Genomic DNA, 13,359 nt, shown 5'->3' with positions numbered 1-13,359 from the left:
TCAGGGGGTGAAGCGGGGCGGTTCTCATCCCTCCAGCAGTCGCTGCCCCACATACTCGCCCTCCGCGGCCCCGCCCGGGACCGCGAACAGCCCGCTCGCCTCGTGGCGGACGAACGGCGTCAGGGCGTCGCCCCGGTCGAGCTTGCGCTGCACCGGCACGAAGCCGCGCAGCGGATCCGCCTGCCAGCAGACGAACAGCAGCCCCGCGTCCGGCACCCCGTCCGTGTCCATGCCGTCGTGGTACGAGAACGGACGGCGCAGCATGGCCGCCCCGCCGTTCTGGTCGGGCCGGGTGATCCTCGCGTGGGCGTTGAAGGGGACGACCAGACCGCCCTTGGAATCCGTCTTCTCCAGGTCCATCTCGGAGGTCTCGGTGCCCCCGGACAGCGGCGCCCCGTCGGACTTGCGGCGGCCGATGACGCTCTCCTGCTCCTCGACCGGCAGCTTCTCCCAGTCGTCCAGCAGCATGCGGATACGGCGTACGACGACGTAGGAGCCGTTCGCCATCCAGGCGGGCTCGCCCTTCTCCGGGACGAAGATCCGCCGGTCGAAGTCGGAGTCGGCGGGCTTGGGATTGCGGGTGCCGTCGACCTGGCCCATCAGGTTGCGGGCGGTCATGGGGTGGGCGGTGGCCCCCGGCGAGCGGTTGAAGCCGTTCATCTGCCAGCGCACCCTGGCCGCCGAGCCCGCGTCCTTCTGGACGGCACGCAGGGCGTGGAAGGCGACGAGTGCGTCGTCGGCGCCGATCTGCACCCACAGGTCCCCGTTGCTGCGCGCCTTGTCGAGCCGGTCGGAGGAGAAGTCCGGCAGCGGGTCCAGGGCGACCGGGCGCTGCTTCTCCAGGCCGGCGCGGGTGAAGAAGCTGTGGCCGAAGCCGAAGGTGAGGGTGAGCGAGGAGGGGCCGGCGTCGTCGGCCACACCGGTGTCGTCCTGTGCGGTGGGCTCGCCCGCCATCAGCCGGCGGGCGGTGTCCGACCAGCGGCGCAGCAGTGCGGCCGCCTCCTTGCGTCCCGCGCCGGGGGCGAGGTCGAAGGCGATCAGATGGCCGCGGGCCTGGAGCGGCTGGGTGATGCCCGGCTGGTGTTTCACGTGAAACGGCACCCGGCCGTCGCCCACCGACGTCAGCGGGGTGGCTCCGGCGGGCGCCGAGGCGTATCCCACGGCGCCGCCCGCCGTGCCGAGCACGAGCCCGGTGACGCCGGCCGTGCCGAGCAGCCGACGCCGTGAGACGCCGTGCCCGGTGGTTTGGCCGGTGGCGCCCTCCTGGGCGGCCGGGGCGGTCCGCGCCCGTGAAATGGACTGGTCAGCCATGGTGGTTCAGCCGATCTTCGCGTTCTTCGAGACGGTCACCTGGTCGATGTCGGAGGTCCGCACGGTCACCTCGACCTTCCAGTCGCCCGTCATGGGGATCTGTACTCCGCTCGCCGACCAGTGTCCGGTGGTGATGCGGTCGGGGACGACGGGCAGCGGCCCGATGTCCTTGGCGGAGAGGGTGAAGGAGAGCTTCACCTCGGGGATGTCGACCGGCTGCCCGTCCGGGCCCTCGACGTAGACGTGCACGTCGTTGTCGCCGGCCCGTGCCGGGTCGAGGTCGACCGTGACGACGCCCTTGCCCTTCTCGCCGCCGGTGTCGAAGGGCATGTTCAGGGTCACCGCGGCCGTGCCCTGACCGGTCGGCGCGGCCGCCGGGGAGGCGGTGGAGGAGGCCGCCCTGGCCTCCTGCTCGGTGCGTCCCGGCTCGGTCTGGGTCAGCACGGTGGTCACGGCGAGCAGGACGACGGCGACGCCCGCCTCGGCGAGTACCGAGCGGCGCAGCCCGGAACGGCCCGGGTCGGCGTCCCGCAGCCGCTTCTGGCGCGCGCTCTCCACCGCGGCCCGCTGCCGGGCGAGCTGGGCCGCCCGTTCCTCGCCGCCCTCCCCGGCGCCGTCCGCTCCGGACACCGCCCCCGCCGGCTGCTTCTCCTCCTCGCGCGCCTCGGGGACCGCTGCCTCGGCCAGCCGTGCCGTCCAGCGCCGCGAGAACGACGCGATCCCGACGAGCACCACCATGAGCCCGATCTTGCCGAGCAGCAGCTGCCCGTACCGGGTGTCGGTGAACGCGGACCAGGAGCCGAGCTGCCGCCAGCTCTGGTAGACGCCGGTGACGACGAGCGTCACCACGCTGCCGAAGGCGAGCCGTGAGAACCGCTGGACGGCGTCCCGGCCGAGCGGAGTGGAGGCGGGCGCCCGGTAGAGCGCGACGAGCAGCGCGGTGAGGCCGCCGAGCCAGGCGGCGACCGCGAGCAGATGCAGCACGTCGACGGGCATGGCGACACCCGGCTGGAGCCCCTGGGAGGCGTGCTCGGACATGGCCCAGCTCGCGGCGATCCCGGCCGCCACGACCGTCCCGCCGATCGCCAGCCCGAACGTCAGGTCCCGCTTCTCCTCGTCCTCCCGTTTGTCATAGGCCCCGAAGAGCACCGCGATGAACAGCGCCGCCGCCGCGAGCAGCAGCAGCCGGGAGACGAGTGCCGCGCCCGTCTTGGTCTGGAGCACCTCACCGAGCAGCGACAGGTCGAAGATGTCGGCGGCCTTCCCGGAACCGGTGTAGGAGCCGCGCAGGAGCAGCAGCCCGAGCGTGGCCGCGGTGAGCGCCAGCCACCCGGAGACGACCAGCCGCTGCACCGCCCGCACCCCGGACCCGCGTTCCCAGCAGGCGAGCACGAAGGCGGCCCCGCCGGCCATGACGACGAAGCCCGCGTAGGACACATAGCGGCCGAAGCCGTACAGCATGCCCACCAGGCCGTCGTCGGACGCCTGCGCGGAGGCGGAGACGGTGGTCTCGGAGGGTGCCCCGATCGAGAAGGTGAAGGCACCGGCGACGGGATGGCTGTCCGCGGAGACCACCTGGTAGGCGACGGTGTACGTGCCGTCGGGCAGCCCGCTCAGCAGCCGCACGGTGTACGTGGTGCCGCTGGGGTTGGCCGGGTCGCCCTTGTCGACGCGCTCGCCCTTGGGGTCGAGCACGCGCACGGCGTCGTCGCTCACCGCGATCTGCTCGGAGAAGGTGAGCGAGACCTGGGCCGGCGCCGTCTCGACCACCGCCCCCTGCCCGGGGTCGCTGCCGGTCAGCGCGGCGTGCGCGGAGGCGGGAGCGGCTCCGGCGAGGAGCGCGCCGGTGACGGCCAGGAGCAGCAGCACCAGGGTCCGCACGCGGGGGGCGATGGTCTGGGTCACAGGGGTGTCTCCCTCAGTGTCCGGTCTTCGGGACGTAGGTGGCCGATTTCACCGGGATCTCGACCGTGACGGGGTCGGACCGGTCGAAGCGCAGCTCGACGGAGACCTTCTGACCCTGCTTCGGCTTCCGCTTCAGCTGCTCGAACATCAGATGGTTGCCGCCGCTCTCCAGCACCAGGCTGCCGTGGGCCGGGATGTCGAGGGACTCGGCCTGCCGCATGGTTCCGTCGACGGTCTCGTGCACGGTGACCTCGCCGGCGGCGTCGCTGCTGACCGAGGTCAGCCGGTCCGCGGTGCCGCCGTCGTTGGTGATGGTGAGGAAGCCGGCGGCCATGTCCGACACCGGCTGCGGCATGTACGCCGAGCCGACGGACAGCTCGGCCCCGCTGCCGGAGTCCGCGCCGCCGCAGCCGGCCAGGGCCAGCGCCGCGGCGGCGGTGACGGCCGCGGCCGCCCGGCGCCTCACGGGTTCTCGCCCTTGATGATCTTCGGAAGGTCCTTGGTGTAGTCCTCGACGGTGGCGTCCTCGCCGTAGAGGACGTAACCGCCGTCGGTCTTCGGCGAGAAGGCGATGACCTGGGTGCCGTGGTCGGAGACGGTCTTGCCGTTGTCGTCCTTGCGCGGCGGCTCGATCGAGATGCCGAGCGTGCGGGCGCCGGCCTGGATGGTGTCGAACTCGCCGGTCAGGCCGACGACCTGGGAGTCGATGCCCTTGAGCCACTTGCCCAGCGCGGCGGAGGTGTCCCGTTCCGGGTCGGTGGTGACGAAGACGACCCGCAGCTCGTCCTGCTGCTCCTTGGGCAGCTGCTTCTTGGCCACGGCGAGGTTGTTCATCGTCAGCGGGCAGACGTCGGGGCAGTGGGTGTAGCCGAAGTAGATCAGCGTGGGCCTGCCCGCGGTCTCCTCGCGGAGGTCGTACTCCTTGCCGTCGGTGTCGGTGAGGACGAGGTCCGGCTTCTCGAACGGCTTGTCGAGGACGGTGGCCGCCTGCTGGGAGCCGGCGTCCTCGGACACCACGGCGACGGGGTTGCCGCTGTCGCCGTCCCCGCCGCCGCAGGCGGAGAGGGTGAGGGAGGCGACGGCGAGCAGGCCCGCCGCCATGAAGGTCTTCTTGCGCATGAATGGTCCTGAGAGGTGAGTGTTCCGGCGCGCACCGGGAGGTCACGTGGGCCGTGAGCGGCCCGGTGCGCGCCGTGGTGCGGAAGGGGGTCAGGCGGTGGTGCGCCGACGCCCGGCGAGTACGCCGTAGGCGACGCCCGCGGCGCCGACCACGATGCCGACGACGCCCAGGACGCGGGCGGTGGTGTCGGTGCCGCCGGAGTCGCCGTCGCCGGAGGCGGCGGAGGTTTCGGCGGAGGCCTTCTCGGCCGACCCGGTGTCCTCGGAGGCCTTGTCGTCGTCGGCGGCGCCGTGCGAGTGGCCGTCCTCGGAGGCCGCGGACAGGGCGAGCACGGGCGCCGGGTGCTCGGGCTCGTCCTGGCCCTCCTGCGGCACCTCGATCCAGCGGACGACCTCCTTGTTGGAGTACGTCTGCAGGGCCTTGAAGACGAGTTCGTCGGCGTCCTCGGGCAGTGTGCCGACGGAGACCGGGAACTTCTGGAAGAAGCCGGGCTCGATGCCGTCGCCCTTGGCGGTCCAGGTGACCTTGGAGACGGCCTCGTTGATCTTCTCGCCGTGCATCTCCAGCGGCTTGTCCAGCTTGGACCTGGTCACCTTGACGTCCCAGCCCTCGACCGGCTGGGGCATCACGGACGCCAGCGGGTGGTCCGTGGGGAAGGTGATCTCGAGCTTGGTGGTCGAGGCGTCGTCCCGCTCGTTGGGGACCTTGAAGCCGAGGACCGCGTAGCCGCCCTTCGCGGCCTCGCCCTCGGGCTGCACGCTGACGTGCGCGAGGGCGGGGGAGGACAGGGCGAGGACGGCGACACCGGCGACGGCGCCGGCGACGGCGATACGGGAAGCCTTCATGGCAGAAGCACTCCGCTTCGGTTCGGTTTTCACTGACGGTGAGGGATGTGCCGCGCGTACGGCCGGACCTGGTCCCCCTGGGGACGGCCGGGCGCACACGGAGAACGGCCGCACGCGCGTGCCGCACGCCGGCGCCCCTCTCCGCAGCCGAAAGCCCAGGAGCCGGGAGCCCGGAGCCCGAAAGCCCAGGAGCCCGAAGGTCCGGCGGTGGCGGAGTGCGGTGGTCGCCTCGCGTCTAAGCGGCGAGCGAGAATGCGGCGGCGCCGGCCGGCGGACCCCGGCGGATCACCGTGTGCCGCAGTCCCACGGACCGCGGCGGAAGCGGGACCAGCAGCGCGGTGCGCGCCATGCGCGGAGCCTCTTCCGGTGCTCCCGGGAGCCCCGCGCGCAGGGCACGCACCAGGGCGAGCGCCGCGCGGAGCGACCGTACGAGCGAGCCCTCGGCGACACCGTGCGCCGACAGTTCGGCCAGCCGCAGCACGGCCAGATCACCGCGACGCAGCAGCCATCCCGCCGCCAGCGCCGCGAGGACGTGGCCGAGCAGCATCGGCAGCGACGGCAGCACGGACATCGGTGAGTCCGCCGCGGCCGACAGGGCGTGACCCGTGTGGGCGCCGGTGTCACCGGGGTGGATCCGCGCGTCGGTGAGGATGCGCTCGGCCCGGGCCGGACTGATCTCCGCAGCGGTGGTCCCGCACAGCAGCCGCGCCGCCCGCTGGACCAGCGCGGCGTCGGAGAGCGCGGACGGCGAGCCGGTGGCGGGCGCGGTGTGCTGCCCGAGGCCGAACAGCGTGTGCAGTGCCGTCTGCCCGCACACCAGCAGCGCCGTGATCGCCGGCAGCGACCGCGCGCGTCCGGCGAGCGGCGCGGCGACCGCGACCACGACGAGGAATCCCGCGCCCAGCGTCCACAGCGGAACGGCGGCGCGGGAGGCGAGCGTGTGCCCGGCCCCGGCCAGCACGACGCAGACCGCGGCGAACACCGCGGCCCGCAGGATCCGGAGCCCTCGTCCGGAGCGCGCCGTGCGCGGGTGGGGGGCAGTCATGGCGGCCTCATCATCGCACCAGCCCACCGGCCGCCGTACGGCAGGTCCGCAAGGTGAGGTACGACCGGAAGATCACATCTGCCACGGCCTGCCCACATACACCGCACGGCCTGCCCGCATACACCGGCAGGATCCACGACACACCCGCCATATGGGCGGCGTCACGTCAACTGCACGCTTACCGACCGGCACTCAGGGCAATACGTAACGGTATGTCGAGCCGCAGCCAGGAGGCTGGAGCATGAGCATCTGGTGGTCACTCCATCTGCGGCGCGACGCCGCCAGCGTGCCGCTCGCCCGGCGCCTGCTGCTCGGCGCCATGGAGACCGCGGGCGTGGACCCCGACATCTCCTACGACCTGTCCGTCGCCCTCAGCGAGGCCTGCGCAAACGCCGTGGAGTACGGCGGGGACACCGCGCGGGGCGGAACCGCGGAGGCGTACCGGGTGACCGCCTACCTCGACGGGGAGAAGTGCCGCATCGAGGTGGCCGACGCGGGGCCCGGCTTCCCCGGCACGGCCGGGAACCGCTCCCGTCCGCCGGCCCGGGCGGTGCCGTCGGACGCGGAGCACGGCCGGGGCCTGTGGCTCATCCGGGAGCTCGCCGACCACGTCCACATCGGCAACAAGCCGGGCCGGGGCGGCGCGGTGGTGAGCTTCGACAAGATCCTCAAGTGGCGCGAGGACGCCCCGCTCGTCGCGGTGTAGCGAGGGCCGGGCACGCGCGCGTACCCGGCCCTCGTGCGACGCGTCAGCCCTTCAGGCCGGCCATCCACGCCTCGACCTCGTCGGACCGGCGGGGCAGCCCGGCGGACAGGTTCCGGTTGCCGTCCTCGGTGACCAGGATGTCGTCCTCGATGCGGACGCCGATGCCCCGGTACTCCTCGGGCACGGTCAGGTCGTCGGTCTGGAAGTACAGGCCGGGCTCGACGGTCAGCACCATGCCGGGCTCCAGCGTGCCGTCGACGTACGTCTCGGTCCGCGCGACGGCGCAGTCGTGGACGTCCATGCCGAGCATGTGACCGGTGCCGTGCAGCGTCCAGCGGCGCTGCAGGCCCAGCTCGAGCACCCGCTCCACCGGGCCCTCGACCAGGCCCCACTCGACGAGCCGCTCGGCCAGCACCCGCTGGGCGGCGTCGTGGAAGTCCCGGTACTTGGCGCCCGGCTTCACCGCGGCGATGCCGGCCTCCTGGGCGTCGTACACCGCGTCGTAGATCTTCTTCTGCAGCGCGTTGTACGTGCCGTCGATCGGCAGCGTGCGCGTGACGTCGGCGGTGTAGTACGTGTGCGTCTCCACGCCCGCGTCCAGCAGCAGCAGCTCGCCGGAGCGGACCGGGCCGTCGTTGCGCACCCAGTGCAGCGTGCAGGCGTGCGGGCCGGCGGCGCAGATGGAGCCGTAGCCGACGTCGTTGCCCTCCACGCGGGCACGCAGGAAGAACGTTCCCTCGATGTAGCGTTCGGACGTCGCCTCGGCCTTGTCGAGGACCTTCACGACGTCCTCGAAGCCGCGCACCGTGGAGTCGACGGCCTTCTGCAGCTCGCCGATCTCGAAGTCGTCCTTGACCAGCCGCATCTCGGAGAGGAAGACGCGCAGCTCCTCGTCGCGCTCGGCGGTGACCTTGTCGGTCAGCGCCGCCTCGATCCCGGCGTCGTACCCGCGCACCACGCGCACCGGGCCGGTGGCCTCGCGCAGCGCGGCGGCCAGCTCGCGGACGTCGGAGGCGGGGATGCCGTACAGCGTCCCGGCCTCGGCGAGGGAGTGCCGGCGGCCGACCCACAGCTCGCCCTGGCCGTCCAGCCAGAACTCGCCGTTCTCGCGGTCGGAGCGGGGCAGAAGGTAGATCGTCTCCCGGTGGCCGTCGGCCGTGGGCTCCAGGACGAGGACGCCGTCCTCCGTCTGGTTGCCGGTGAGGTAGGCGTACTCGACCGACGCGCGGAAGGAGTACTCCGTGTCGTTCGAACGCGTCTTCAGGTTGCCCGCGGGGACGACCAGGCGTTCACCCGGGAAGCGGGCGGACAGCGCGGCGCGGCGGGCGGCCGCCTGCGCGGCCTGGGGGATCGGCCGCAGGTCGTGCAGCTCGGTGTCGGCCCAGCCGGTCCGCATGCTCTCGGCCAGCTCGTCGGACACACCCGGGTACAGGCCGTTCTTGCGCTGCTTGACGGGCTCTTCCTCGGCGGTCTCCGGGGTCTCCGGCAGCTCCTCGGCCACGGTCATCCTCCTCGATACGGCACTGGACCACCCCCATCGTACGGTCGTGCGGAAACGGACGAACCGGGGAAGTGCCCGTTACCTGTGGCGCACGTGAGGTGACCGGGCCGCGGTGCCGCCCGCGGCTACGCGAACCGCGCCGCCAGCAGCACGACGTCCTCCCCGGAGTCGGCGGTGTCCGCGCCCTCCGGCAGCACCGCGCGCAGGACGTGGTCGGCGACGGCGCCCGGGTCGTGGCGCAGGGCCCTCGGCACCCCGGCCGCCGCCGCGTGCAGCCGCGCGAAGGCGCGGTCGGTCGGATCGCCGGTGCGGTGCAGCAGCCCGTCGGTGTAGAGGAGGACCGTCTCCCCCGGCTCCGCGGTGACCTCCACGCTCGGCGCCTCCCAGCAGGCGAGCATGCCCAGCGGGGCGGAGACCGAGGTCTCCACGAACTCGGTGCGGCGCTCGCCGAGCAGCAGCGGCGGACTGTGTCCGGCCCCGGCGAGCGTGATCCGGCGCAGCGCCGGGTCGCAGTAGCCGAACAGGGCGGTGGCGGAGCGCGCGGGTTCGGTGAGCCGGAGCAGCAGCTCCAGGTCGGACAGCACGGCGACCGGGTCCTCGCCCTCCATCACGGCGTAGGCGCGCAGCGACGCCCGCAGCCGGCCCATGGCGGCGACCGCGCTGGGCCCCGAGCCGGTGACGGACCCCACGGCGAGGCCGAGCGCGGCGTCCGGCAGCGGCAGCGCGTCGTACCAGTCGCCGCCCCCGCGCGGGGAGGTGAGGTGCCGCGCGGCGAGCCGGACGCCGGCCACCCGGGGCAGCCGGGAGGGCAGCAGTTCCTCGGCCAGCGTGGCCATGCACGCGCGGGTGTGCTCGAGTTCGAGGAGCCGGGCCAGGTGCTCCGCGGCGTGCCGGACGTAGAGGCCGACGAGGTGCCGCTGGTGCGCCGACGGTTCGGCGGGCTCGTCGTAGAGCCACGCGGCGGCGCCCAGGCGCCCTGTGGTCCTGGAGGTGAGGGGGAGGGCGTAGCTGGCGGCGTAGCCGAGGCGGGCGGCGACCTCGCGGTGCCGGGGGTCGAGCCCCTGCTCGGCGAGGAGGTCGGGCTCCGCGACGCCGTCCTCGGCGCCGGGCAGTCCGTCGAGGATCCTGCCGTACGGCAGGGAGCCGCGCGGCACCGTCTCCATGTGGCCGAGGTCCGCGCGGGCCAGTCCGAGGCCGGTGGTGGAGGCCGGGCCGAGACCGTCGGCGGGTTCCAGCGCGACGAGTCCGCGCCGCGCGCCCACCAGGACGGATCCCGCGCGCAGCATCTCCTGGAGGGCCTCCTCGAGGGTGCTCGCGCGGACCAGGCGTTCGGTGAGCTCCTGGAGGGTCGTGAGATCGGAGACCCAGCCGGCGAGCCGGTCCTGGAGCAGCGCGCCCGGCGCGGTGGGGGAGTTTGCCGGGGGAGCCGGCGAGGTACCCGCGGCGACGGACGCGGCAGTGTGTGCGGGGGCGGGAACCGTTGAATCGATTCCGGCCACTTTCGGAGGGTGCGGGGCCGTCATGGTGTCCGGCTTTCGGACCGGTACGAACTGCTCAAAAGCATCGCAAACCCCCATGTCATTCTGCGTCGCCGGCAGTGTCTCCACATGTACACGTACTCGTGAGGAGATGTCCAGCATTGTCCTGCTGGGATTCCTGGTGTCCGTGGGGTCTGCGGGAACTCCCCGCATACCCCTTGCTCAAATGCGAAGTTGGCTTGAAACTGCCTCAGGGTGAGGCCTATTGCGGTCGACTGGCCTCGCTCGACGGAGCGTCACAACGGTTGTGATGGGTACGTACTCGGTGAAGGCCAGGGGTGGTTGCGAACCGCTCGGGAACCTGGCGACGGACCCGGGCGTCTTAACCACCGACGACCGTGCCCCATCCTCCCGTGGCGGAGGCGGAGAGAAACACGCGCGACGGTAAACGCCAGACTTCGCCACCCCCACGCCACGCCCGTTCTTCTGATAGACGCAGTACGGGTGGAACGGCCGCGGAGGCTGCCCAAGCCCGGCCCACGGGGTTCCCCCTGCCCGGCGCGGGGGTGTGATGCGCCAACAGGTACGCACAGTGAAGTGACCGACACATGACGTGATGTGGACCCACGGTGTTGCCAGGCGTGCAACGGAAAGGAACGAGCGCTCATGCGCGAGATCCTCGGAAGGCGACGCAGGCTCCTGACCCGGCGCGGCGACGGAGGGCCTGACCTGCTCGGCGCGGCCCTGACCTTCGCCACGGACTGGCAGTGGCCCGTACTCCCGGGCGTGGCGGCGGACCCGCAGGGCGGTTCGCGCTGCGGCTGTCCCGACCCCGACTGCACGGTGCCGGGCGCGCATCCGTTCGACCCCGGCCTCCTCGCCGCCACCACCGACGCGCGCATGGTGCGCTGGTGGTGGGGCAACCGGCCCGCGGCGCCCGTCATCCTCGCCACCGGCGGCCGGGCGCCCTGCGCGGTGTCCCTGCCCGCCCTCGCGGCCGCCCAGGCCCTCGCCGCGCTGGACCGGCGCGGCATGCGGCTCGGTCCGGTGGTCGCCTCGCCGGCCCGCTGGTCGATCCTGGTGAAGCCGTACTCCATGGAGCAGCTGGGCGAGCTGCTGTACGCCAAGGACTTCGTCCCCGGCTCCCTGCGCTTCCACGGTGAGGGCGGCTATCTCGCGCTGCCGCCGTCGGAGACCGCGCAGGGCGGGATCCGCTGGGAGCGCGCGCCGCTGCCCGGCTCGGCCTCGCCCTGGGTGCCGGGCGTCGAGGCCGTCGTGGACGCCGTGGTCGAAGCGCTGACCCGCACGGGTGTGAGCGCGCCCGAGCTGTAGCGGCGCCGTCACCCCGTCCGTCGCGCCCTCGCTGCCAACTCCACTGCGGCGACGGGCAGTTGGCGTGCGACCGCGGTCCGTGAACGGCGGCGGGCACACAAAGACCCGGTTGCTGGCGACGGGGGATGCACCAGCAACCGGGCTATGGGAACGGTAACAAGAGATCGGCGGTTCGCAAATTCGAACTCGGCTTTCCGGTCACCGACTGGCTTGTCCGCGACCGGAGTTGCCCGTGGGGCGGGTGCTGTGTGGCGGGACGGTTCCGCCGGCCGTCCGCCGGCGGAACCGGGCGCCTCAGCTGAGCGTGACCTGGCGGTTCGTCAGGCCGCCGCGCGCCCGTCGCTCGTCCGCGGTGAGCGGCGCGTCCGAGGCCAGCGCGGGGGCGAGCCGCTCGGCGAACTCGGCGGCCGGCTTCTCCACGTCCTCGGCGCCGACCCCGCTGGGCAGGTCCCAGACCGGCACGGTGAGCCCGTGAGCGCGGAAGGAGCCCACCAGACGGGTGCCCTCGCCGAGGGAGGACCCGCCCGCCGCGTGCAGCCGCGCGAGAGCGTCCAGAAGCTGCTCCTCGGGATACGGCATGACCCACCGCAGATGGTTCTTCTCGGGCGTCTCGCACCAATACGCGGAGTCCACGCCCGACAGCTTGACCGTCGGGATGGCCGCCGCGTTGGCCCGCTCCAGGGAGGCGGTGACGTCCGCCGTGGCGTTCTCCGGGTCCGGGACCCAGAACTCGAACCCGCTGTGCACGACCGGCTCGAAAGCGCCCTCGGGGTCGAGCAGGTCCTGCAGCCGGGGGCCGTCGGCGGGAGCGCGCCGGGACTGCACCGGCGTGCCCGGGTCGGCGGTGAGCGCGCGCTGCAGGGTGTCGGCCAGGTCGCGGCTGATGTCGCCGGAGGACGTGTCGTTCTGCAGGCCGAGCAGGACCGAGCCGTCGTCGCGGCGCAGGGCGGGCCAGGCCATCGGCAGCACCGTGGCCAGCGTGACCGAGGGGACGCCGTCGGGCAGGCCGCCCTTCAGGGTCAGTCCGGCGGTGGCGGCCGGCACCAGCTCGCGCAGCGCCACCCAGTCGCACTCGCCCGGCAGGCCCTCGAACGGCCGGTGCACCAGCTCGGTCGCCGCGTGCGCGGCGGCACGGCCGTGGCAGGCCTTGTAGCGGCGGCCGCTGCCGCACGGGCAGGGCTCGCGGGCACCGACGACCGGGATCTGCCCGTCCGTGAGCTGCGGGCGCTTGGCCTTCGTCTGGGGTCGCTTCTTGGCCATCGTGGGTGTCTCCCGGTTACGGCGCTTCTGGTACGGGCGCGAGCCTAGCCGTTCACACCTCGACCGACGGGAACCTGTGGACAACGTGCCGACCCGTGGACACCGCGGACACTCCGCCGTGGTGCCCGCCCTCCCCCGCCCGGGGGCGCCGTCAGTCCAGGTCGTCGAAGACGTCCGCGAAGTCGAGGCCCGGCATGCGGGAGACCGCCGGGGCCGTCACCCGCGCGGCGAAGTCCTCCCGCCGGTGCCCGGCCCGGGCGTCCGGGTCGTACACGTCGTCGTGGACGACGACCCACACCGTGACCTCGCCCGGCACCTCGTCGCGTACGCCCCAGTCGTCGGCCAGCGCGGTGATGATGTTCAGCCCCCGGCCGCCGTGCGCCGTCACCGACGGGGTGGCGGGCGCCGGACGGGTCGGGCCGCCGCCGTCCGTGACCTCGACGACCAGCCGGCCGCGCGGATCGACCTGCCAGGCGGCGCGTACGTCCCCGTCGCCCGCGGGCGCGTCACCGAGGGGCCGGCCGTGTCTGCACGCGTTGCTCAGCAGTTCGGAAAGGATCAGTACGGCATCGTCGATGACCGTGTCCGCCACGCCGCCGTCGCGCAGCTGCGCACGCATGCGGCGCCTCGCCTTCCCCACGCCCGCAGGGCCATGGGGTACGGCCATGCACGACGACGTGGGCACCTCCTGTGCCACCACCAACGCCACCCCCGAGACCTCCTTCGCCCCACGCCACGGTGTGGATGCCCCATTGGCCTGAACCGGAAACCGGCCAATCCGCGAGCGGTGACGCACTCGAAACGAACGAATACGCACCGAACGCGCCGGAGCACTCCCCGTAGCCGTGTGGCTGGA

General features: G+C 73.2%; 12 protein-coding genes. 2 read left to right on the top strand and 10 right to left on the bottom strand.

Going from position 1 to position 13,359, the window contains the following annotated elements; all coding sequences use genetic code 11:
- Positions 1-24: 24 nt before the first annotated feature.
- The 6 genes from efeB to CNQ36_RS17165 all read right to left on the bottom strand — a co-directional run bounded on the left by efeB (position 25) and on the right by CNQ36_RS17165 (position 6,226).
- Positions 25-1,311 carry an iron uptake transporter deferrochelatase/peroxidase subunit gene (gene efeB, locus CNQ36_RS17190; RefSeq protein ID WP_121546656.1) on the bottom strand — a complete coding sequence of 429 codons (1,287 nt, stop codon included), beginning with the start codon at positions 1,309-1,311 and terminating at the stop codon, positions 25-27.
- Positions 1,312-1,317: 6 nt separating this feature from the next.
- The gene (locus tag CNQ36_RS17185) at positions 1,318-3,216 is read right to left on the bottom strand and encodes a copper resistance CopC/CopD family protein (protein WP_121546655.1); all 1,899 of its coding nucleotides are present in this window, start codon (positions 3,214-3,216) and stop codon (positions 1,318-1,320) included.
- Positions 3,217-3,229: 13 nt separating this feature from the next.
- Positions 3,230-3,682 (bottom strand): copper chaperone PCu(A)C, encoded by a 453-nt coding sequence (locus tag CNQ36_RS17180; RefSeq protein WP_121546654.1) that lies wholly within the window; start codon positions 3,680-3,682, stop codon positions 3,230-3,232.
- Positions 3,679-4,335: an SCO family protein gene (locus CNQ36_RS17175; protein WP_004929358.1), complete on the bottom strand. Its 657-nt coding sequence runs from the start codon at positions 4,333-4,335 to the stop codon at positions 3,679-3,681. The genes CNQ36_RS17180 and CNQ36_RS17175 overlap by 4 nt, the downstream gene beginning before the upstream one ends.
- A 90-nt stretch (positions 4,336-4,425) precedes the next feature.
- Entirely contained in the window at positions 4,426-5,181 is a 756-nt protein-coding gene (locus CNQ36_RS17170; RefSeq protein ID WP_121546653.1) for a YcnI family copper-binding membrane protein, read from the bottom strand.
- Positions 5,182-5,416: 235 nt separating this feature from the next.
- Entirely contained in the window at positions 5,417-6,226 is an 810-nt protein-coding gene (locus tag CNQ36_RS17165; RefSeq protein ID WP_121546652.1) for a hypothetical protein, read from the bottom strand.
- Positions 6,227-6,467: 241 nt separating this feature from the next.
- On the opposite strand from CNQ36_RS17165, the gene CNQ36_RS17155 reads away from it, so the two are divergent.
- Positions 6,468-6,932 (top strand): ATP-binding protein, encoded by a 465-nt coding sequence (locus tag CNQ36_RS17155; RefSeq protein ID WP_121546651.1) that lies wholly within the window; start codon positions 6,468-6,470, stop codon positions 6,930-6,932.
- Between the two features lie 43 nt (positions 6,933-6,975).
- Here the strand turns inward: CNQ36_RS17155 and CNQ36_RS17150 are convergent, their stop codons facing one another.
- Together CNQ36_RS17150 and CNQ36_RS17145 are read right to left on the bottom strand one after the other, a co-directional pair.
- Positions 6,976-8,433, bottom strand: coding sequence for an aminopeptidase P family protein (locus CNQ36_RS17150; RefSeq protein WP_121548495.1), 1,458 nt, complete (start codon positions 8,431-8,433; stop codon positions 6,976-6,978).
- 125 nt (positions 8,434-8,558) lie between these two features.
- Complete coding sequence (locus CNQ36_RS17145) at positions 8,559-10,073, bottom strand: PP2C family protein-serine/threonine phosphatase (RefSeq protein WP_121546650.1); 1,515 nt, start codon at positions 10,071-10,073, stop codon at positions 8,559-8,561.
- Between the two features lie 504 nt (positions 10,074-10,577).
- On the opposite strand from CNQ36_RS17145, the gene CNQ36_RS17140 reads away from it, so the two are divergent.
- Positions 10,578-11,243, top strand: coding sequence for a bifunctional DNA primase/polymerase (locus CNQ36_RS17140; RefSeq protein WP_004929371.1), 666 nt, complete (start codon positions 10,578-10,580; stop codon positions 11,241-11,243).
- Between the two features lie 294 nt (positions 11,244-11,537).
- On the opposite strand, the gene CNQ36_RS17135 is transcribed toward CNQ36_RS17140, so the two are convergent.
- Together CNQ36_RS17135 and CNQ36_RS17130 are read right to left on the bottom strand one after the other, a co-directional pair.
- Positions 11,538-12,503 carry a DUF5926 family protein gene (locus CNQ36_RS17135; protein ID WP_121546649.1) on the bottom strand — a complete coding sequence of 322 codons (966 nt, stop codon included), beginning with the start codon at positions 12,501-12,503 and terminating at the stop codon, positions 11,538-11,540.
- A gap of 151 nt (positions 12,504-12,654) precedes the next feature.
- Entirely contained in the window at positions 12,655-13,299 is a 645-nt protein-coding gene (locus tag CNQ36_RS17130) for an ATP-binding protein (RefSeq protein ID WP_004929375.1), read from the bottom strand.
- Between the last annotated feature and the right edge of the window lie 60 nt (positions 13,300-13,359).

This window comes from Streptomyces fungicidicus (assembly GCF_003665435.1).
Lineage (GTDB): Bacteria > Actinomycetota > Actinomycetes > Streptomycetales > Streptomycetaceae > Streptomyces > Streptomyces fungicidicus.
This window is presented reverse-complemented; position numbering and strand designations above follow the sequence as displayed.